General features: G+C 43.3%; 18 protein-coding genes. 8 read left to right on the top strand and 10 right to left on the bottom strand.

The features are described 5' to 3' along the window. Window positions 1–48: 48 nt before the first annotated feature. A complete protein-coding gene (locus tag D9A03_RS03725) occupies window positions 49–597 on the bottom strand; it encodes a GNAT family N-acetyltransferase (protein WP_120495888.1) in 549 nt (182 codons plus the stop codon). Window positions 598–1,040: 443 nt separating this feature from the next. On the opposite strand from D9A03_RS03725, the gene cysE reads away from it, so the two are divergent. Continuing rightward, complete coding sequence (gene cysE, locus D9A03_RS03720) at window positions 1,041–1,847, top strand: serine O-acetyltransferase (protein ID WP_120495887.1); 807 nt, start codon at window positions 1,041–1,043, stop codon at window positions 1,845–1,847. A gap of 345 nt (window positions 1,848–2,192) precedes the next feature. Here the strand turns inward: cysE and D9A03_RS03715 are convergent, their stop codons facing one another. The 3 genes from D9A03_RS03715 to D9A03_RS03705 form a co-directional block, all read right to left on the bottom strand. Further along, window positions 2,193–2,756 (bottom strand): hypothetical protein, encoded by a 564-nt coding sequence (locus tag D9A03_RS03715; RefSeq protein WP_120495886.1) that lies wholly within the window; start codon window positions 2,754–2,756, stop codon window positions 2,193–2,195. 237 nt (window positions 2,757–2,993) lie between these two features. After that, window positions 2,994–3,521 carry a hypothetical protein gene (locus tag D9A03_RS03710; RefSeq protein WP_120495885.1) on the bottom strand — a complete coding sequence of 176 codons (528 nt, stop codon included), beginning with the start codon at window positions 3,519–3,521 and terminating at the stop codon, window positions 2,994–2,996. 222 nt (window positions 3,522–3,743) lie between these two features. Further along, window positions 3,744–4,619, bottom strand: a complete 876-nt coding sequence (locus tag D9A03_RS03705; protein ID WP_120495884.1) for a MurR/RpiR family transcriptional regulator — start codon at window positions 4,617–4,619, stop codon at window positions 3,744–3,746. 223 nt (window positions 4,620–4,842) lie between these two features. Between D9A03_RS03705 and D9A03_RS03700 the strand changes: the two genes are divergently transcribed. The 5 genes from D9A03_RS03700 to D9A03_RS03680 all read left to right on the top strand — a co-directional run bounded on the left by D9A03_RS03700 (window position 4,843) and on the right by D9A03_RS03680 (window position 10,155). Then, entirely contained in the window at window positions 4,843–5,676 is an 834-nt protein-coding gene (locus tag D9A03_RS03700) for an N-formylglutamate amidohydrolase (protein WP_120495883.1), read from the top strand. 43 nt (window positions 5,677–5,719) lie between these two features. Beyond that, window positions 5,720–6,187 (top strand): TRAP transporter small permease subunit, encoded by a 468-nt coding sequence (locus D9A03_RS03695; protein WP_254054968.1) that lies wholly within the window; start codon window positions 5,720–5,722, stop codon window positions 6,185–6,187. Next, a complete protein-coding gene (locus D9A03_RS03690) occupies window positions 6,187–7,506 on the top strand; it encodes a TRAP transporter large permease subunit (RefSeq protein ID WP_120495881.1) in 1,320 nt (439 codons plus the stop codon). The genes D9A03_RS03695 and D9A03_RS03690 overlap by 1 nt, the downstream gene beginning before the upstream one ends. 148 nt (window positions 7,507–7,654) lie before the next feature. After that, window positions 7,655–8,707 carry a TRAP transporter substrate-binding protein gene (locus D9A03_RS03685; protein WP_120495880.1) on the top strand — a complete coding sequence of 351 codons (1,053 nt, stop codon included), beginning with the start codon at window positions 7,655–7,657 and terminating at the stop codon, window positions 8,705–8,707. Between the two features lie 77 nt (window positions 8,708–8,784). Next, a complete protein-coding gene (locus D9A03_RS03680; RefSeq protein WP_120495879.1) occupies window positions 8,785–10,155 on the top strand; it encodes a glutamine synthetase family protein in 1,371 nt (456 codons plus the stop codon). A 122-nt stretch (window positions 10,156–10,277) separates the two neighbouring features. Here D9A03_RS03680 and D9A03_RS03675 read toward each other — a convergent pair whose 3' ends face one another. Further along, window positions 10,278–12,296: a HAMP domain-containing sensor histidine kinase gene (locus D9A03_RS03675; protein WP_120495878.1), complete on the bottom strand. Its 2,019-nt coding sequence runs from the start codon at window positions 12,294–12,296 to the stop codon at window positions 10,278–10,280. Window positions 12,297–12,354: 58 nt separating this feature from the next. Beyond that, window positions 12,355–13,806: a sigma-54 dependent transcriptional regulator gene (locus D9A03_RS03670; protein WP_254054967.1), complete on the bottom strand. Its 1,452-nt coding sequence runs from the start codon at window positions 13,804–13,806 to the stop codon at window positions 12,355–12,357. Window positions 13,807–14,244: 438 nt separating this feature from the next. Between D9A03_RS03670 and D9A03_RS03665 the strand changes: the two genes are divergently transcribed. Further along, complete coding sequence (locus D9A03_RS03665; protein ID WP_120495877.1) at window positions 14,245–15,981, top strand: OFA family MFS transporter; 1,737 nt, start codon at window positions 14,245–14,247, stop codon at window positions 15,979–15,981. Between the two features lie 179 nt (window positions 15,982–16,160). Here the strand turns inward: D9A03_RS03665 and D9A03_RS03660 are convergent, their stop codons facing one another. After that, entirely contained in the window at window positions 16,161–17,123 is a 963-nt protein-coding gene (locus D9A03_RS03660; protein ID WP_120495876.1) for a glycosyltransferase family A protein, read from the bottom strand. 194 nt (window positions 17,124–17,317) lie between these two features. Between D9A03_RS03660 and asnB the strand changes: the two genes are divergently transcribed. After that, complete coding sequence (gene asnB / locus D9A03_RS03655) at window positions 17,318–19,090, top strand: asparagine synthase (glutamine-hydrolyzing) (protein ID WP_120495875.1); 1,773 nt, start codon at window positions 17,318–17,320, stop codon at window positions 19,088–19,090. Window positions 19,091–19,101: 11 nt separating this feature from the next. On the opposite strand, the gene D9A03_RS03650 is transcribed toward asnB, so the two are convergent. The 3 genes from D9A03_RS03650 to D9A03_RS03640 form a co-directional block, all read right to left on the bottom strand. Then, window positions 19,102–19,836, bottom strand: a complete 735-nt coding sequence (locus D9A03_RS03650; RefSeq protein ID WP_120495874.1) for a bifunctional 2-polyprenyl-6-hydroxyphenol methylase/3-demethylubiquinol 3-O-methyltransferase UbiG — start codon at window positions 19,834–19,836, stop codon at window positions 19,102–19,104. Window positions 19,837–19,976: 140 nt separating this feature from the next. Beyond that, complete coding sequence (locus D9A03_RS03645) at window positions 19,977–20,393, bottom strand: hypothetical protein (RefSeq protein ID WP_120495873.1); 417 nt, start codon at window positions 20,391–20,393, stop codon at window positions 19,977–19,979. A 135-nt stretch (window positions 20,394–20,528) separates the two neighbouring features. Further along, complete coding sequence (locus tag D9A03_RS03640) at window positions 20,529–22,532, bottom strand: acetyl/propionyl/methylcrotonyl-CoA carboxylase subunit alpha (protein WP_120496366.1); 2,004 nt, start codon at window positions 22,530–22,532, stop codon at window positions 20,529–20,531. Window positions 22,533–22,568 lie beyond the last annotated feature (36 nt).

Here is a 22,568-nt window from a genome sequence, read left to right as displayed (position 1 = left end):
AAATATTCGAAAAACAGTAGTTCACGTATAGACACTTTATAAATACCTTCAATCCAAAGCTTTGTATTCACTGGCAAGAATTGCGTATAGTACTTCATCCCACCATGTACCATCTGGCCTTGGAATACACTGTAAAAAAAGGCCTTCTCTGCGCATACCAATCTTTTCCATAACGCGCCAAGACGCTTGGTTTTCTGGCTGTGCCATTGCCACGATCCTTTGAAGTTGCATTTCTTCAAATCCAATTTTTATCAACGAATTAGCAGCTTCGCTCGCATAGCCCTTCCCTTGGAATTCAGGCAAGATGAGCCATCCCATCTCCCAAGTTCTCTCCACGAACCAGAGATGAAAGGTCATTTCACCAATAATTTTCCCCGTAATTTTATCTTCAACAACAAAATCTTTTGTATCAGGACCTGAGCTAATTCGCACATACTCTTCATGCTCTTTATCGCTATACACACCGGATATAAGCCATTTTCGTAACTCAGCATCCTGGCTCATCTGTCTCGTTGTTTCGAGATCAGTGTGACGATACTGACGAATACGTAATCTTGAGGTCTCAAGCGGCAACAGATCTAAAAAAGAGGTGGTCATAAATCTATTTTCTACGCAATAGAAAGGAATAAAGAAGGCATTAGATAACAAATCGTTACGCTCTATTCCAGAATATTTCAATTACACTTCTTGGGGTAACTTCTGCTGTTCAATACTTTGCTGAAGCCCTGAACTGTAGGCATACCAAGCGATTAAATGAGACAAAAGCTGAACAGCACACAAAGTTCCGATGCCGCATGAGGAGCAAAAGAACTGATAACCCAGAGAGCATTACATTAGAAGTCACAGACAAAGCCCAACTTTAAATGCTTCCCCCACTATAGAGCACAACAATGTTTCAGGAGCACCACGAAATAAATATCGCTAATGACTGTCATCACAAATTTTCATTTAAAATATCACACCTCTTTCCTATATCATTGTATAATACGAATTCTGGATAGACACATTCCCGGTTACTATCCAAGAAAAGGAACAAAGAAATGGCCTATGTAGCAGAGCAAGCTGACACAACAGATCTCATCTGGTCCTATATTCGTAAAGAAGCCAATGAAATGCTCGCCAAAGAACCTGTGCTATCAGGGTTCCTGCAATCTTCCATGCTCAATCATAACAATCTGGAAGATGCAATTAGCTACATGCTTTCAGAAAAACTGGGCAATAATTCGGTTCCGGCTCGACTTCTAGGCCAAGTGTTTGAGGATGCTTTCTCTGCAGACCCTAGCATAGCGCAATCTATCAGATCAGATATTGTTGCCGTTTTTGAAAGAGATCCCGCCTGCACATCCCATCTGGAACCTTTACTATACTTCAAAGGTTTCCATGCCTTACAGTGCTACAGATTAAGTCATTGGTTATGGAACAATGACCGACAGGCTCTCGCACTATTCTTGCAAAACCGGATCTCTGAAGTTTTTGGCCTCGACATCCACCCGGCGGCCCAAATTGGCAAAGGCATCATGATTGACCACGGTACAGGCGTTGTTATAGGTGAGACCACGGTTGTTGAAGACAACGTTTCTCTGCTGCAAAATGTAACGCTTGGCGGTACGGGCAAAGGCACTGGAGATCGGCATCCTAAAATTCGTCAAGGGGCGCTTATTTGCGCCGGGGCAAAGATACTTGGCAATATTGAAATTGGTGAGTGTGCCAAGGTCGGTGCAACATCGGTTGTACTGGAAGATGTCCCGGCGCATTGCACCGCAGTCGGTGTTCCCGCAAAAGTCGTCGGAAGTTGCTGCCCTCAGCCCGCCCGTGAGATGGACCAGAGCCTACCCAAAATTGACTGACCTTGCTCAATGTTAACTAATAAAAACAGATAATCTCGACCACAACATCCAGCATTGATTTTCCAACATTCAACAGCACAAATTCTGTTGCTTCTCGAACACTAGATCAAAAACGCTCTGCGCCTATTGCTGCCTTGTGGGTTTCCATTGCTCTGTCTGCTCTTGTTGGCAATATGACTTTCTCATCGCACTGATAAATACGGCAAAAGAAGACGCTCAAGTAAAAGCAATCTAGGAAGGTACCATCACCCCCGCCCATGCCGCTCTGCCTCGGGTTCAACATCACATCGGCAGCAAGATCTCATGCGAATTGTTAAAGTGAAATAAAGGCCTTACACATTATGATCAAACTCCACATTTCAAAGGGCCTTCCATTTCACTTATTTTGTAATCTTCACATAATACATCCAGCACAACATCTCCCTCAATATGTAGCCAATAAGCTTTTTTGTTTTGGATATTAGGCCTCCCATCCTTCATCAATCGATAATTCAGTTTTTCCAAAAGGGTATAATCAGTACCCTTTACTTCAGTAATATTGGCTTCAGTTATTAAATAAGTACCATCTTCATCTGGATAACGTGCTAATGTAAACAACATAAGCTTATCAGTTCGAATTTTAACTCCTGATCGTTCTGTGATCCAAAAATTCAAAACCAACAGGTTTAAGTCTTCACTTTCCAAAAGCACTTCATATAGCTGACCATTACAATCCGTAATCGTCTCCAATAAATCCATTTGCTTAATCAATAATAAGTACTCCTCAGTATTATGACTATCTCCAAGTCCAATTCTCTTTCCCTCTTGATCAAGAGGTGGCGCCCCCCGATGTACCAGTAATGCGATTTCCGCCAGCTTTTGACCTAACTCTTCAAGGTCATCAAACCTCCTCCGGCGCTGCATAAGCATAGGTATTCACGCCTCCCGCCAATCCAATGGGGTTGACCTGTGGTAGGATCGTAGTCGCGGCTGTATTTGTAATAGAGAGGATAGGTCAGATTTAATCCACTGCCGCGTCCGGCTTCTTCGTCTACGTATTGGCAGAGCATGCGAGGATTCATTACCGCAGAAGCAAGGATAGATTTCTCAGTCCCATAGTACTTTAACGTCTTATCTAAGACATCCTACCCAATTAAATTTCTACTTTTAATTATGGGATGTGATTTTTAAATATTCTACTCTAGCTTTTTTCAATTCTTGAAAGTAGCTATCAATGTCTATGATATACTGGCATTGCTTAAAATCATCATTTGCTGAAAATTCATACTTTCCATCAGCCAATCCCATAAGCCCATCCGTAATTTCCTGCCCTCTCAGGACCCAAGCAATCCCATGAGAGCTTCTATAATTAAATATTTTATCATCCAATTCGTCCTCTTCTACAGTTCCTTTTACGTTCTCTCCTAACTCATCATAACGTTGAATCTGTAACTCATAAAACTTATCAATTGAATCTACTATCGATAAATTTGGAACTATAGGAACAGGAGAAACCTCATTACGTATGTTCTTTTCATAGCCAATTAGTTGATCCAACTCATTAACACTATCTAAAACACATTCCAAAAGAGTATCAGGATCTTTGTTATCATTAAAAATCACTTGCACTACCATACGAACTGATTTTTCTTGATCGAGGCTGTTTTTTACAAGAGAAATTTTAATTTTATTCACTTAAGTATTTTTCCTACTTTTAGAATTCTTTATCCTGTCTCTTAGTTTACGTAATACTGATTCAAGTGCTTTAGTTCCTCCCACCGGGAAACCATGATATGCATTTTAAAGAGGTATCCCACAGGATACAGGAAATCTATTACGCATCATTTTATACAAAACATGCCACATCAACCTTGCTATCGGCAACCGCCGTTCTGGACTCGCAAGACAGGAATAATATCAGATAAACTTTTTGAACATCTTGGTTTGATCAAAAAGTTCCTCCAGGGTTTTCATCCTGCTCTTTGTTTCATCCCAGGTTTGTGCCTGCACGCCTGCAATAACCGCTTCGACCAAGAACAGTGTGACCACAAGTGAATCCCAGGCAGATGGTACTTCGATCCGGGTATTCAAACTATAAGTGGCCAACTTCGCAGCCGGTGACCCCCATTGATCGGTAAAGAGTATCAACGTAACGCCACGAGATTTGGCGACTTCGGCCAAACGGAGAATATCGTGCTCGTAACGCCTGATATCAAAAGCAACGAGTACATCACCTTCATTCATATTCAAGACATAATGCGCCCAGGTATTAGAGTTCGGAGCAACGAGTGTTACGCCAGAACGCATCACCTGCATATGGGTGAAAAAGTTATCTGCCATAGAACGGGTAATCCGCCCGCCGACCACATGGATTTCACGCTTAAGATCTGACAGCAAATCAACAACGGCATTAAACTCTTCGGGATCAATCTGTTTTAACGTCTGCCGCATATTTTCAGAAACGGCATCCGCAAAACGATTAAGGATATGTGTATCCGGCGCACTTTCAGACCACAAATCATGCTTGGCAATGGGGCTTGATATCGTGGCCTTTAGCTCGGTGTGTAGTTGCGCCTGCATTTGAGGGAAACCACCAAAGCCAAGCTTCTTCGCCATTCGAGCCACCGTTGGTGTCGAAACACCGGAACTCTCGGAAACAGCAGTAATACTGCCCAGACCAGAAACCGGATAATCTTCTAGTATGGCGTTTGCCAGCTGTCTTTCTGCACGGGTTAAGCTGTCAAATTTCTTTCGAATTCGTTCCGCAACAGTCAGATTCTGATTTGTACCCATTTTCAGCTTCTATTCCACCCGTGGCTTTATCGGCACCCTGTAATTATACCAATAGATTGATAATCAATACCTACTTTAAACACAAATGAAGAAAATTCTCCACATGTAATTCTTCTGAAATAATATTTTCAGAAAATATCTTGACTTATTTTGCAATTCTGAAAATATAATTTCAAAATAAATTATAAAAAAATAAAATATAAGAATACCTGGGGTAAGGTTCTTGTCGAACGAGTTATTAAATTCCGTTGATAATTCTTCACCTGAAAGCGTGGTTAAAACAACCAACCTTTCAGGCCGTGGAGACTATGTAATTATCTGCGAGCATGCCTCTAACCATATTCCTGATGAATACAACAAGCTTGGTCTTAGTGACGATGCCATACTGCAGCATATTGCATGGGACCCTGGCGCACTTGCTGTTGCACAACAGCTTTCAAAACAACTGGACGCTCCGCTTGTAGAACAATGTATATCAAGACTGGTATATGACTGTAATCGCCCACCCGAAGCGTGGAATGCAATGCCCTTTCAAAGTGAAGTCTTTGAAATTCCAGGCAACGTAAATCTTGGTGAAGAAGAGCGCGACAACAGAATAAACAAAATTTACAAGCCCTTTAAAGACGCTGTAACAGCATGTCTCGATCACAAAACAACTGAGACACATAAACCTGTAGTCATAACGGTTCACTCGTTCACCCCAGTGTACAAAGGGCAAAAAAGAGACGTTGAAATTGGATTTTTACATGACAAAGACGATCGTTTTGCGGGCCAGCTTATAAAATCCTTTGCGTCAGAAACAACCGAGTATGACTTAAGGCTGAATGAGCCTTATGCTCCCGTTGATGGCGTCACACACACCCTGACAGAACATGCTCTTCCACGCGGATTAATGAATGTCATGCTGGAAATCAGGAATGATCTGATTTCTGATCAAGATACACAAAAACATATAGTATCCTTACTGGTCAAAGCTATCGGGAAAGCAAAAGAAGCTCTGGATAAACAACAAAACCAATCAACTTCTGCAACGAAACAAACGAGCCTGGGAAACTGAAATGCCCAATATAATAAAGTCCTACGTCAGAGGGGTAGATACATTGAACCGGTTTACAGGGCTGGTTACGATGCATCTCATCTTCGTCATGATCGGGCTGCTTCTCTATTCCTCAATTTCCAGAACACTGTTCGATACACCAATCAATTCAGTCGTGACGATATCTCAATTTCTTATGTCTGCGTATTATCTTCTTGGTGGTGGTTTTTCCATGCAGGAAGATGCTCACGTTCGCATGGACCTCTTCTACAGTAGCTGGTCTAAAAAGGGAAAAGCCAAGGCAGATGTCCTGACCTCTGTTTTCCTGATCTTTTATCTCGTGGTTCTCCTGATCGGTGCCATATCCAGTACAATGTACACCATCGAAGTTGGTCAAAAGACCCGGACACTGGTTCCCTACCCACTGACACCTATTAAAGTTCTCATGACTCTTGGTGTGTTTCTTATGCTTCTACAAGCAACTGCAACTTTCTTTAAAGATCTGGCCAAAGCCAGAGGAGTGACGCTGTAATGAGTTATGAAATGATCGCATTACTGATGTTCTCAACCATGATGGTCATGATGCTAACTGGCCAGCGTGTTTTCGGGGCTATCGGTTTTGTTGCCGCAGTTGCAGCACTCTTTCTATGGGGCGAAGGCGGTGTAGAAATGCCGTTTACGGCAGCCTCAAAACTAATGAGTTGGTATCCTCTGCTCACACTGCCTCTTTTTGTATTCATGGGCTATATGCTTTCTGAATCTGGGATCGCCAGTGACCTCTATAAAATGTTCCACGTCTGGATGGGGCCTCTTCACGGTGGTTTGGCTATTGGAACCATCTGCCTTATGGTTCTCATTTCTGCAATGAACGGTCTATCTGTCGCCGGGATGGCAATCGGCGCTACCATTGCATTGCCTGAAATGCTACGGCGCGGCTATGACAAGGTCATGGTGACTGGTGTTATTCAAGCAGGAAGCTCACTCGGTATTTTGGTACCGCCAAGTGTTGTTCTTGTTCTCTACGGTATGATCGCACGTCAACCTGTCAGTGATCTATGGCTAGCTGGTGCTATTCCGGGCCTGATGCTGGCGGCAATGTTTGTGATCTACATCGTTGTCAGATGCCGTTTACAGCCTGAACTTGGCCCCGTGCTGCCAAAAGAAGAACGACAGATGCCCTTGGGCGAAAAGATCGCATTGCTAAAAGCTGGTATCTTGCCGCTATTGATTTTTGTTTTCATGACGGGTTTCTTTGTTGCGGGCATCACCAGCCTTGTTGAAAGTTCAGCAGTCGGTGCAACAGCAGCAATGCTCGCAGCACTCTTTAGGAAGCGACTGACTTTCAAAGTTCTGGAAACCACGATCAGACAAACGCTGGGTATCAGCTGTATGTTTATGTGGATTATTCTGGCCGCGCTTGCTTTTGGCGCAGTCTTTGACGGACTTGGCGCAGTAAGAGCAATCGAAAATCTCTTCCTTGAAAAATGGGGTCTAAGCCCGTGGGAGATCCTTATCCTGATGCAGCTTTCCTATATCGTTATGGGAATGTTCCTGGATGATACTGCCATGCTGGTGATTGTTGCCCCACTCTACATTCCACTAGTTATTGCCCTCGGCTTTAACCCAATCTGGTATGGCGTGCTCTATACCATCACAGTTCAGGTTGCCTATATGACACCGCCTTTCGGCTACAACCTCTTTTTGATGAAGGCCATGGCGCCACCTGAAATTTCACTAGTCGATATCTATCGCTCGGTGATCCCTTTTGTCCTGATCATGATTTTCGCATTAGTGATTGTTATGTCATTCCCTGAAATTGCTCTTTGGTTACCTCAGTATTTCAAAGGCTAGCAAAGCGGGATGATGAAAAATATGATTTTTGACAGGAGGTTAGATAAATAAAAAGTGAAGACCAAACTACACGAATAAAGTGAAAGAGCTTAAACCGCCCGAACCTTTCTCGGGATATTAATAAGTTTAAACAGGGAGTATCTATACGATGACGAATAGACGCGATTTTCTTAAAAAAGCTGGTTTGGCAACCGTTGGTGCCGCTGGCGCATCCGCTTTGGCAGCACCTGCTGTCCACGCGCAATCTACCATCAAATGGCGCCTGCAAACCTATGCGGGTCCTGCACTGGGTGAGCACGTAATCAAACCTGCTATTGATGCTTTTAACAAAGCAGCAAACGGTGAAATGGTTATCGAGCTGTTTTATGCGGATCAGTTGGTTCCGACTGGTGAACTCTTCCGTGCCATGCAAAAAGGTACAATTGATGCAGTACAGAGTGATGACGATTCAATCGCTGCACCAGTAGATGTATCAGTCTTTGGTGGATATTTCCCATTTGGCACACGTTACAGCCTTGATGTACCAGTTCTTTTCAACCAGTACGGTCTGAATGAAATCTGGGAAGAAGCCTATGACGAAGTTGACGGTGTTAAATGGTTGTCTGCTGGTGCATGGGATCCATGTCACTTCGCAACAAAAGACCCGATCCGTAGCCTTGCAGACCTGAAAGGCAAACGCGTATTCACCTTCCCGACTGCTGGTCGCTTCCTGTCCCGTTTTGGTGTTGTTCCTGTAACTCTGCCTTGGGAAGATATCGAAGTTGCCATGCAGACTGGCGAACTCGACGGTATCGCCTGGTCCGGTATTACCGAAGATTATACTGTCGGTTGGGCTGACGTAACAAACTACTTCCTCACCAACAACATTTCTGGTGCCTGGTGTGGTTCTTTCTTTGCAAACGAAGACCGTTGGAATGAAGTGCCTGAGCACCTCAAAACGCTCTTCAAGCTTTGCATGGATAGCTCACACTACTACCGTCAGCACTGGTATTGGGGCGGCGAAGCACAGTTACGTACCGAAGGCACCAAGCTTGAGCTTACAACTATTCCTGATGAAGAGTGGGCAACTGTTGAAGCAGAAGCTTACAAGTTCTGGGACGAAATCGCAGAACAGAGCGAACGCTCCAAACGTGTTGTTGATATTCTTAAAAAATACGCAAAAACAATGGAAAAAGCTGGTAAACCTTACCGTTACGGCTAATTCTATATTTATTATGTCACAGCCCGGCAATCGGGCTGTGACACCTTTATACAACATCTTAAAACAAGAGTGTAACAATGTCCGGCAATCTTTCCTTTGAAGATCTGAAAAAAGCCGTCTCCAGCGGCGAGATTGATACCGTCCTTGTCTGTCAGGCCGACATGCAGGGTCGCCTAATGGGCAAAAGGTTTCATGCTGATTACTTCGTCAATGGTGGCCATAAAGAAACCCACAGCTGTAACTATCTTCTGGCAACAGATATGGAGATGGAAACCGTAGAGGGCTACAAATCCACCAGCTGGGAATCAGGTTATGGCGACTACACCATGAAACCGGATCTGAGCACTCTGCGTCGCGTTCCATGGCTCGAAGGCACAGCCTTTGTCATGTGCGATGTCCTTGATCACCACACGCATGAAGAAGTTCCCCATTCACCGCGTGCCATTCTCAAGAAACAGGTCGCACGCCTGGAAGCAATGGGGATGAAGGCCTATATGGCCTCTGAACTTGAATTTTTCCTCTTCGAAAACTCATTCGAAGAAGCCCAAAAAAATGGTTACCATTCTTTGGAAACGCTAGGGAAATACAACGAAGATTACCATATCTTCCAGACCACCAAAGAAGAAGATGTCATGCGCGCAATTCGGAATGGATTGCATGATGCAGGCATCGTTGTTGAATGCTCAAAAGGTGAAGCCTCTGCTGGTCAGGAAGAGATCAACGTCAAGTATGATAACGCCCTGATTTCAGCTGATAACCATGTTTTCATCAAAAATGGGTGCAAGGAAATTGCCTGGCAAAAAGGCAAGGCCCTCACCTTCCTTGCCAAATGGCATAACGATGCAGCTGGAAGCTCTTCCCATGTTCACCAGTCCCTCTGGTCTGCAGACGGAAAAGAAGCGCTCTTCCACGATCCTAAGGGCCAATACGGTATGTCAGAACTGATGCGCCAGTATGTTGCTGGTCTCTTGCACAATGCCAGTGACTTGACCTATTTTCTCGCCCCTTATATCAACTCTTACAAACGCTTTGCAGAAGGCACTTTTGCTCCGACTAAAGCAATCTGGAGTAAAGACAACCGCACGGCAGGCTATCGTTTGTGCGGCGAAGATACCAAAGCCATTCGTATTGAATGTCGCGTGGGCGGTTCTGACCTCAATCCATACCTTGCCATGGCAGCCCTTCTGGCCGCGGGCATTGATGGTATTGAAAACAAGCGTGAACTTGAAGCCGAATTCAAGGGTGATGCCTACGCATCTGAAAATGCACGCTCCATTCCGAACACCTTACGCGGCGCAGCGGAAGCCATGAATAACTCTGCCATGCTCCGTGCCGCGATGGGAGACGATGTCATCGACCATTACACCCGTGCTGCTGAATGGGAACAGGAAGAGTTTGATCGCCGCGTCACCGACTGGGAAGTCGCTCGTGGTTTCGAACGCGCATAAGAAAAAACCAAACACCTTTTAAGCGTCTGAGTAAGCCGTCTTCCTAAACAAATAAGCAAACCAGACGCAAAGCCCTCACTTTAATAGTGGGGGCTTTTTCTTTCACACATTATTTGCCTAAGTTAAGCAATATCAGCGAGGATATCTCTCTCGGTGTCGCTCAAAAGCGGGTTTTCAATATCCTTACGAAACCAAATGTAGAAACAGCTACCAAAACCGGAACGCGACCGAACTTCAATTTCCGCCTGAAAACGCTGTAAAATACCGTAACTGACAGAAAGCCCAAGTCCCGTACCACTATTGGAACTGGTAAAAAAGGGATCAAAAATACGTGGTAAAACCTCTGGATTAATTCCGGATCCATTATCACGCACCACCAAAAGAACACCCTGATCTTTCCAATCTCTGGTCCGGATCGTAATGGTTCCGTTTTTATCCGTAGCGTTTGTTGCATTCACAATTAGATTAATCAGCACCTGTTGAAATTGCTGATGATTTCCGCCAACACTATGTTTCGCTTTCAAATCAAGCCTTAGGTCAACATCTTTTCGATCGAGGTCGTGTTGAACGAGTACTCGGGTATCTTCAACGACCTGATTAATATCCACCGCAATTGGGTGATTTTGGAAATCAGACGGCCTGGAATACTGTAAAAGATTATTGATGATAGAACGGATACGATATACCTGCTGAATAATTAGGCGCGTTTCCTGCTCTACACTGGCGGCATCTTCCCCAAGTTCTGCTGTCATTAAATCCATGTTGCCAAGAATAACCGCAGTTGGATTATTTATTTCATGTGCAATACCCGCTGTTAGCTCCCCTATAGCAGCCAGTTTCTCTTTGGCTATTAACTGCTCTCGGGTTCGTTCAAGCAGTTTGATATTTCGTTCCAATGCTTTTGTGCGCTGTTGAAGCTCTGATGTTCTTTGATCAACCTTACGTTCTAATTCATCAGCACCTTCTTGAATTTGATCTCGTTGATATTGAAGCTGATCCAGCAAAGCATCAAATTGATTGGCAAGAGTTGCAACTTCATCTTTTGCTTTAATCCACCCTATACGGAGATCATCGCCTTTTTGTACACGCGAGATCACATTTGCCATCGCCTCTATCGGTTTAAAAATAGAGCGAGCAACCAACATTGCACCGACGACACAAAATAACGTTACAGCCACAAAAAGAAGAAGCAGCTTAAACAAGCCTTCGAGATAAACATCGATAAATGGTGCCTCCAGAAAGCCCGCATAGAGCATCCCAACCCTTTGACCGTTAATATCTGTAATCGGCTCGTAGGCTGAAATATACCATTCACTAACAACAAAAGCCCGATCAATCCAACTCTCTCCCCTATCCAGAACCTTATGCCGAACCTCTTCTGAAACACGAGTTCCTAGCGCACGTTTTGTTGGGGACTGCAAAAGCCGGGGAACATTTGTGTTAATACGAACATCTTCCAGAAAAACCGTAATAGTTCCCAGGCTATCATCCGCAAGACTTCCCGTGCTGTAGACGATGTCTCGCAAACGATCGACAAATGCGAAATCTTTATTCACCAAAACACCACCAACAAGCAATGCTTCTACTTTGCCACTCTTATCACGAATTGGATAATAGCTATGTATTACCATACCGCGATCCTCAAATGTTCGGTCTGTTGGTTTCGCGCGAGGGGTCGGGGTCAAAGGCAAATATACTTTTTCAGGTAACTCCACATCAATAATACCGAGTTCGTCTGAGCTAAAGATTTCTATGCCCGTAGACGGTCCATTTAATAACGACCTTTCAAGAAGAGAACTTTTTTTGAATTCACATTGACTATCATCCCAATAATCACAACCTCGTGCATTAGCCAGATAAAGAAAATCAAATCCTTCCTGATATTTAAATTCCTCTAAAAGCGGGTTTATCGTTTCTGTCTTTCTCTGATCCGATAACTGTGCTTCCAAGGCAGTACGAAACGAATGGGATTCAGCTATTAAAGATAATTTTGCCAGATATCCTTTTTGCGCCCGTAAAAAGGATTCATGTGCAACGGACAGGTCACCGTTAACTTTCATCAAAAGTTGACGATAGCTGATCTCGTTACTCCAAATGTACGCCATACCAATAACTGTAGGCATCACAATTAAAACAGGCATAAGCACAAGGAGTAACACCTTATATCGCAAGCTTTGCGTTATAAGTGCGTACAGCCGCCTAAACACTTTTCAGCCCTTCATTTTCAAGCTTTTGCCAGAATTGAATTTTCCGTGTCAAAGTCTTCCGGGATACACCTAATTTTTCAGCGGCTTGTGTTTTGTTACCTGCCGACAGAGCAAGAACTTTCTCTATATGGTCCCTCTCGATTGTTTCCAAGTTCCAATGAGCAGGATAGCCCAGAGCATTTCCACTTTGCTCATCTTTTGCACTCAACATATCTTTCGGGAACACGCCAAGTAACAAACATCTTTCAACAAGGTTTTTAAGTTCTCTGACATTACCAGGCCAGCTATGCGTCTCCAACTCAAGCCAGTCAGCCTGATCAAAAGGAATGGTCTGCATTCCAAGTTGTCGCGCCAGCATTTGCGAAAAGTGTTGGACCAACGGCACAATGTCTTCCCTTCGATCTCTGAGAGGTGGTATCGCCAATTTGACAACATTTAATCGATAAAAAAGATCTTCGCGAAACATTCCATCGACCTTGGCCTGCTCTAAATTTCGGTTTGTCGCAGCAACAATACGTACATCAACAGAAATTTCCCTCTCACTTCCAACCGGGCGAATAGATTTTTCTTCAAGAGCTCTTAAAAGTTTGGCCTGCATAAGTAATGGCATTTCAGATATCTCATCTAAAAATAACGTGCCGCCATCCGCATAGGAAAACAGTCCATCACGAGCTTTTTGTGCCCCGGTGAATGCGCCCTTCAAATGCCCAAAGAGTTCGGACTCAATCAACTCTGGCGAAATAGCTCCGCAATTTACAGGAACAAAGGGACCTTTTCGGCCACTTTCCTTGTGAATTGCACTAGCAACCAATTCTTTTCCGGTTCCTGTTTCTCCTTCTACCAAAACAACAGAAGGTGTTGGAGCTACACGGGTAATCATTTGGCATAATTGCAAAAACAGATTGCTATGGCCAATCATACCTTCAGGGGAATAGAGATTATCTATCCGTCGTTGCAGGACAAAGTTTTCTCGCATAAGCCGACGTTTTTCAACGCACCTTTTCACCGTAGAAATCATTTGTTCCAGACGAAATGGCTTCAAAATAAAATCTGATGCCCCCAGACGTAATGCCTCGATTGCTTTATCAACATCCGCAAAGGCAGTCATGAAAATCACATCAGACTGCCAATCTTGTTCAACGAAATTTTTAAGCCAATCAACACCGGAACAACCTGGCAGACAAATATCAACAATGAAAAGATCAAAATGATGTTGCTGCCTAAGCTCTTCAGCCTCTTCAGCAGAGGAAGCAACAATCACATGGCTGTACGCTTTCCGAAGAGATCGTTCCAGAAAGTCTCGGATACCAGCTTCGTCATCAACGATGAGTATAGAATATGTCGTTTTTTCTATTTCTTTCTTCTTTTCACTATTACGATAAACAGAATATTCAGTATCTAGATTTTCGACTGCATCTTTCTCATGAATTGAACACATCGCCATATGATCCCCTGTGTAATTTTAGACCATATTTAACGGTATCTATAAACGTACCAATCAGTCTAATTACTTTATTTTTAGCGGCTTTTCAGCTCTTTGTCATCTTCAGCCCTGTTGGACAGAGCAAAACACTATCGCATCTGATTATCTATCAAAATCATTATTTGGGACAAAATGTCTCAATCATTAATTTATTAGCATCAAAAAGTCCCATATTCAAAAATCACGCTCTCTTCAGCAATAAGTTGAAAGTGGCTCAAATAGTCCCTTTGATCCGCATTTACAATGTTTGGCACAACACTTGCGCTTGGGTGCGAAGATCTAGCGACAATCAATTCCTATAATTCTGTTGCGAGATTCATAAACAGGGAGACTGCTTCGCCAAGAATCCGACATCAATCGAAGCAGCTAATAATATATCGATATGAGGAGATCTCTACCATGTCCGGTTTCAAGGCCATGTTAAGTAAAGAGCGAATAATCGCTACGCCCGGGTTTAATCGCTGGCTTGTTCCCCCCGCATCTATTGCGATTCATCTTTGTATAGGATCCGTTTATGCTTGGAGTATTTTTAATGCACCATTGGTTAAAGAATATGGCGTGGTAACAGGAGCTGCTGATGATTGGAGCCTGAGTTCAGTTGTCTGGATTTTTTCAACAGCTATCGTCTTTCTCGGGTTAGCTGCTGCAATTGGCGGTAAATGGCTGGAACGTGTTGGTCCTCGCGCCGTAGGCGTACTCGCAGCCTGTTGTTGGGGAGGTGGTTTCCTGATTGGTGGCTTGGGTATTTCCACACACCAGCTCTGGTTGATTTATCTCGGCTATGGCGCCATTGGCGGTGTTGGTCTTGGCCTCGCTTATGTTTCACCGGTCAGTACTCTAATACGCTGGTTCCCGGACCGTCGTGGCATGGCTACTGGAATGGCAATTATGGGTTTCGGTGGTGGTGCTATGATTGGGGCTCCTCTTAAAACCTATCTCTTGGAATTATTTTATAAAGCACCGGATTATTTGGGCAAAGTTACAGACATTGATTTGATTACCCAGGGAGGACGCCGTTTTGCCGAAGTTGCAGGTAGCCAGGTAGAAGTGGTTGTAGCTTCTGTATCAGATATGGCTAAAACGCCTCTTGCTGGCCCCGAAGGTGTTTATGTAGTGGGAACTGGTGACACAGGCGTCGCTGGTGTGTTTCTGACACTCGGCATTGCCTATTTTGCAATTATGATGATCGCTGCCTTTTCGTACCGCATTCCTGCCCCAGGATGGAAACCGGAAGGATGGGTCGCTCCTTCTGCCAACGAATCAAACAAGCGTATGATAACGAACGACGATGTACACATTGATCAGGCAATCAAAACACCACAATTCTATCGTCTGTGGATTGTCCTATGCTTTAATGTAACAGCTGGTATTGGTGTCATTGGTGTCGCGAAAACAATGATGACAGAGATATTCGGATCGACACTTCCGGGTATTGTCGATGCCAGCTTTGCGGCGACCTATGTTCTGATGATTTCAGTATTCAACATGTGTGGCCGGTTTATCTGGGCTTCGATGTCAGATTTTATCGGGCGCAAAAACACCTATCACTGCTTTTTTGTCCTTGGAACGCTTTTATATATCTCAATCCCCTTTGTTGCGAACCAGGTTAGCGTAAACCCGGCCATTATGTGGCTTGTGCTGTTCTATGGGGCGACAATGGTGATCTTCACCATGTATGGCGGTGGATTTGCGACCATTCCTGCCTATCTCGCTGATGTTTTTGGCACCCTCCATGTTGGCGGAATCCACGGACGTTTGTTAACGGCTTGGAGCACAGCTGGTGTCCTAGGGCCTTTTGCCATTACTTACCTACGTCAGTTATCACTTGATAATGCTTTGATTGATCTTGCCGGAAAAGTTGATCCAGCTGCCTTCCAAGCCAAATTCGGGGCAAGTATGGATAAGTTGCAGGAACTGATTGCCGCCAAAACTGTCACAATTACAAAGCTCATGGAAATTGCGCCTGAAGGTACTGTTGATCCGACACCAAGTCTTTACAATACAACGATGTACGCAATGGCTGCTTTACTCGTAATCGCATTTTTCGCAAACCTTGGGGTTAAGCATGTTGAAGACAAACACCATGTCCACAACACACATCCTGAATTATCAAAGGAAGTGCAAAAAGCAGCATAAAGTAATCAAATAATAATGTCTCCGGCGAAGAAGAAGTTTCCCCTTCCCTGTCACGCCGGCCATCCTAACCCTTGGAGAACATCGAACATCTCCAGGGGTTCTTTTTTAACTTAATTAGCTTAATTTAGAAGAACACTGTTGTATTAAAACAATCATGAGCTTTGCTCTATCACTCTTGATCAGTTTTTTGAATCTTTGTATCCAGGAACCCATTCCAGAGGACGATCAGGTTTGCCGTTAAAAGTATAAGCGGTTAAACATTTATATGTCGCCGTTTTTAAATCGGAAGGTGTGTAAAGTTTTGAGCCGATGTACCTTATAAAATGCTTCAATGGGTTATTTTTTAAGATTTTTGAGTATCTATAAGAACGAGAACAAGCCCGTTTATAAACAGATTTCGACACATCGCGTCTTTCCGGCATTAACTCAAATGCCAAGGAATAAATTGCCATAACAGAGTCATAACGACTGCGCCTTATCTGGGAAGATAACCTGCCAGGAGCCTCATCAACCATCTGAGTTACATTGCCGCGGAAACGAACAATTTTATCTGTTATGGCAACAGCTCTTAATGCCATAGAATAATCTGGTGACATTAATCGGGTATCGGCACCAGAAAACGTCAAAAACAATCTTTTACTTAAAAGCATACAGCTGGAATTATGGGAAAAGTTTTTAATGAAGCGTTTAAGACAATCTTCTTGCGTCATGACAACATAATTATTCTCATCAACAACTTCGATCTGTGGAATTAACTCTTCATCTCTAGAGAAATAGCTATAACTGCCTATAACAAAATCAACGTTCTCCTGTTGAGCCACATTGTACATAACAGCGGTAGAATTTTTACAAACGATGTCATCACCGTCCAGGAGTCTGATCCATTCATATTTAGCTGCCTCAACACCAATATTCGTTGCTTTAGCTGCGCCTGAATTTTCTTGCTCCAGAATTTTCACATCTCCATTGAGCAAGCTTTTACCCTGGCGAATAACTTCGACAGAATTATCCGTTGAGCCATCATCCACAAAGATATATTCAACAGTATTATAAATACCGTCATTTTCAACACAAAGACTTTCAATAACATTGGCTATATATTCAGCCTTGTTATACACTGTTATTACATACGATATTCTCATGAAATATATCCGTAAGACTCAAAATTACCCGAAGTAGAACTACATATTTTTTTTAACCTTGTCACCCACGGTTATTCTTTATAAACCAAAGACGTCATCACGAAATATTCTATAGTTAAATAATAAACAACACACTTGTATTTCGTTTCGATGTTTGCCGTCTGTTTCAGTTTCTTAAGCTAAGGCCAATTTGAATGTGTGGAATTTTTGGACATACAAATCTTGACCAAGAGAGCATTGCTTCCTCACATGAGGCTCTTCATACGCTCACTCATCGTGGCCCCGATAGTTGGCATCATGAAATAAAAGACAGCGTTTATCTCGGGCATAGAAGGTTAAGTATCTTAGATCTTAGTGAAAATGGCCGACAACCAATGGTCGCCCAAGGTGTATACTTAACGGTTAATGGTGAAATTTATAATTATCTCTCACTAAGGGAAAATTTAATTCGCGATCATGGAGTAAATTTTTTTAGTGACAGCGATAGTGAAGTCTTGCTTCATGGATATATCCATTGGGGGATTGATCGTTTACTTGATCGTATAGATGGTATGTTTGGGCTTGCGATATACGATCAAAATAAGAAAACCGTCTTACTTGCTCGCGATCACGCAGGAATTAAACCACTTTATTATAGCTTGAATAAGCGTAATTTTTCATGGGCTTCAGAACTTAAAGCCCTAGAGCACTTTTATGGTAAGAATGCATTAACGGTTGATACAACCGCTATATATGATTTTATGACTTACCTCTATATTCCCTGCCCAAAAACAATGTATAATGAAGTACGGAAACTAGAACCAGGCACCTACCTAACTTACGATCTGAAAACTCAAACTTCAGAGACCACAAGATATTGGTCTCTTAAAGAGCAAAACAGTAATTTCTCATCATCTAACTACCAGGATTATATAAAATCATCCCTTCATACCGCGGTCAGTGAACAACTCGTCTCGGATGTACCTGTCGGTTTCTTTCTAAGTGGCGGAGTTGATTCAAGTATTGTTTGTTATGAGGCCAGTACTTGCCTGAAAACAATCGCAACCTTTTCAATTGGGCACGTTGACAAAGAATCTGACGAATCACCTTTTGCAAAGCAAGTTGCCGAGACAATCGGATCCCTTCATCAAAGTATGAATTTCAGCCAGAAAATTGCCAATGAAAACTTCTCTTTAATTAAAGAATTCTATGACGAACCATTTGCAGATGTCTCTGCCCTTCCTACAAATGAAGTCTGTAAGTTAGCAAGACAAAAAGTAACCGTCGTTTTAACTGGTGACGGGGGTGATGAGCTTTTTGGTGGATACCAACATTATGAAAAAGCAAACTGGGTTTTTGCCACTCAACGCAAGAACACTACTTGGCTACGTCCTTTCTTAACAGCTATAAAAACCTATGCTCCTCATAGATACATTGCCAAAAAGGCGCAACGCTACGAAGTGAAGACGATCACTGATCCAATGGAAAAATGGGCGAAAATCAAAGGGGGCTTATTAAAAACAGATATATTCAAACGTAAATGGGCGAAAGTTCATTCAATACCAACTAACTATGATGATTATTGGTATTATCGTCAAAACGACAATCCTGAGTTAACACCAAGAACACGCGCTCAATATATAGATTTCAACACCTACATGCATGATTCTGTTCTAACGAAAGTTGACAGGGCCAGTATGGCAGTCGCGCTTGAGACAAGGGTCCCTTTTTTAAGCAAAAAAATGATCAATGCTGCTTGGGCAGTACCTGAATCTGAACGATACCTGGAGGGTGAATTAAAAGGAATACTAAAGAAAACCTACAATACAGTACTCCCAAAAGAAGTACTATATCGTAAGAAACAAGGGTTTGGTATCGGCCGCATACATAAAAAAGATAAACTGTATGACAGGACTAAAAACCTCCCCAAGCAAATCCTGTCAAAACTCTTTCCGCAAATTCTGAAAACAGATTCACTTGGAAAATAACCACGAATTATCTATCGCGTTAATGAACGACAGAGGGCTTTTTTTCCTCCACGTATCCAACGCCCAAATCCGGGGCGGGCTTCTTTTAGTTTCTGTCTAAATAAATCCGGGTGGATCAAATCAGCAAGGTCCGAGCTTTTAACAGGCGTGTAGTTTTTCAAGCCTTCCAGCTTATCCAAGTACGTGTTTTTGACATAAACAACAGCATTTTGCTTGTACCACCAAGTAACATCACTGTTTTTCCAAACTTTCGGTCTGATTATATCAAATGCTGTATATCCATTATCTTCAAACAATTTTGCCCAATAAGCAGGCCACTGTTCATTATAATGATTAACGCCCCCCTGACCGGGTATCGCGGCGCCAAGAAATACAGCAGGAGCTATCTGACAAATATCACGAACAAAACTTACCGCTCGTTCCTCAGGTAAATGCTCGGCAACTTCAAGATTTATTGCCAAATCAAAATTCTCTGGTAAGTTTAGTTCTTTCGAAAGGTCACATACCTTAAAATTCTCTTGGGGAATTGCCAGTTTGTTCTGTGGAACCCAGGGTCCATCAACACCAAATACTCTTTGAACACCAAGTTTGGCAAACTCTTTAAGCCAAAATCCCCTACCGCAGCCAACATCAACGACGGAAGAAGGTTTCAGGATGTTATAGAGCAATGGAACAATGACATTAGCGGAAGGAATTTGTGTTCCTTCAAGATCATCATAAAATTCATTATTGTATTCACCTGACATGAATAAATCTCCAGCCGCCCGAGAATAAAAGGTGAGAATTCATGGCCTAAAGTGCCTTGTACTGCAAGATCTAAATACACAACACAGATATAATATCTATTTACTGTGTGACCACAGCCTTGCTCACTCGCCCCCTATATTTAATCGACAGCTTCAGCCGGATACAAAGATTTGAATGTTAATTCGACAGCTTTTCTGGCACGTTGCTCCCAATCATCACGCCTTGTCCATTGATCTTGAATTGTAATCCCAGGCTTTCTTTTATCCCCGTGGACAATCCTGTTCCTGAGCTTGTTCATCCAGGATAGCTCTTTCGGGTCAAGCCACGATAGTTGCGTACCATGCTCTTTGATTTGGGCTTGAATAATAGAGGCGCAGAGGATAATCGTCGCTGCCCAGGCACCAACACAGAAAGTAGCCTGTAAATCGATCATCAACGCACAGGCTTGCTCACTTGGGGCTTGTGAACCTGATTGACTGTATTCAGATTCCAGATCTTCAAACCAAAACCGACGGTCTGACCAAATCACATCCCTGGGAAGATCAAGTTGATCCATGTTTCATTCCTATAGACACCACGCACCAAACTATTCTATGCCACAGTACCTTATCATTAATAAACTGGAACCTGCACAACAATAAAAAGGACCGTATGAAACGGCCCTTTCCTGATCAAAAATCGAGAAAACGTTTTACTCGAATTCAATAATCACTTGATCCACGACAAGACTTTCGCCAGCCGAGGCAGAAATTTTACTGACCACAAGATCTTTTTCTGCACGAAGAATATTTTCCATCTTCATCGCCTCGATGACAGCAAGTTCTTCTCCAGCCTTCACATTCTGCCCTTCTTCAACAGCGACAGAGACCAGAAGTCCCGGCATTGGTGACAAGAGGAATTTGGACATATCAGGCGGAAGTTTTTCTGGCATGAGTTCATTATAAACTGCCAGACGAGTTTCAATAACCAACGCTTCAACAGTCAAGCCCGACAAGGTTAATTTGAGCGCTGGTCCTCTGCGATCAATCTGAATAACAGTCTCTTTGCCATTCACTTCCCCCACAAAGACAGGCTCATGCGCAAGCCAATCACCCCGGATCAAGGTTTCAAAACCATCACCAGAGACAAGGTATCCATCATCCTGTAAATCAATCAGAACAGGATGCGCTTTGCGATCAACAAATACCGTAAGCTCAACTGGAATATCTACGCCAGCAATACCATTCAAATGTGCGGCTAGCGCCGTTTGCTCTGTAAGATTGGTTTGTAAAACTGCCGCGACAGAAACCAGAGTTTTAATCTGATCATCAGTTGCTTCAAGGCCCAAGAAACCATCGGGAAATTCTTCTGCAATGTAATTTGTCGTCAAACGCCCTTCAACAAAGCGATCCTGGGACATAACAGCAGACAGGAAGCCCATATTATGATTGATACCGCGAATATAGTATGAATCCAGTGCTGTACGCATAGACTCAATAGCTGATAGCCTGTCTGGACCATAAGTACACAGCTTGGCGATCATCGGATCATAGAACATAGAAATCTCTGATCCTTCTTCAACACCTGTATCCACACGGATCACGGGGCGGCCATTGTACTCTTCATCTGATTCCGGTGCCTCATAACGTACGAGACGCCCAATCGAAGGCAAGAAATTCCTTAAGGGATCTTCGGCATATACACGGGATTCAAGCGCCCAACCTTCAAGTTTGACTTCTTCCTGTTTCAATCCGAGCTTCTCGCCCGCGGCAACCCGGATCATCCATTCAACAATATCAATACCAGTGATCAGTTCAGTAACAGGATGCTCGACCTGAATACGCGTATTCATCTCGAGGAAGTAAAAATTCTTGTCTTTATCGACGATGAATTCAACCGTCCCCGCAGAGTGATAATTCACTGCGTGACCAAGAGCGACAGCTTCTGCGCCCATTGCTGCACGTGTTGCTTCATCCAGAAAAGGTGAAGGAGCTTCTTCAATCACCTTTTGATGACGGCGTTGAATGGAACATTCTCGCTCACCAAGGTGAATGATGTTACCGTGTTTATCACCGATCACCTGAATTTCAATGTGACGTGGTTCTTCAATGAATTTTTCAATGAAAATTCTATCATCACCAAAACTGGAACGCGCTTCATTCTGTGCAGAACGATAGCCTTCGCGTGCTTCTTCATCGTTATAGGCAACACGCATCCCCTTACCACCGCCACCGGCAGAGGCTTTGATCATAACGGGATAACCGATATCGCTGGAAATCTTGACCGCTTCTTCTGCGTCTTCGATCAAATCCATGTGCCCGGGAACGGTGCTCACATTTGACTGTTTAGCTAGGTGCTTGGACTCAATCTTGTCCCCCATAGCACCGATTGCATTGGTAGGTGGGCCGATAAAGACAATATCAACCTCGTCCAATGCTTTCACAAATGATGCATTTTCTGAAAGAAATCCAAAACCGGGATGAACAGCTTGCGCACCCGTTTCTTTACAGGCAGCAATAATTTTCTCAATAACGAGATAACTCTCGGCGGATGCTGCCGGACCAATGTGAACAGCTTCATCTGCCATTTCAACATGGAGTGACGCCGCATCAGCATCGGAATAGACAGCAACCGTCTTAATTCCCATTTTTTGGGCTGTACGGATGACGCGGCAAGCAATTTCGCCACGGTTTGCAATAAGTATTTTTTCAAACAAGGCCACGATTTTAAGCCCCCTGATTTATGATGACAC

It is taken from the genome of Kiloniella sp. EL199 (genome assembly GCF_900313065.1).
GTDB lineage: Bacteria > Pseudomonadota > Alphaproteobacteria > Kiloniellales > Kiloniellaceae > Kiloniella.
The sequence above is the reverse complement of the archived record's forward strand: the minus strand, read 5'-3'. Positions and strand labels throughout refer to the sequence as shown.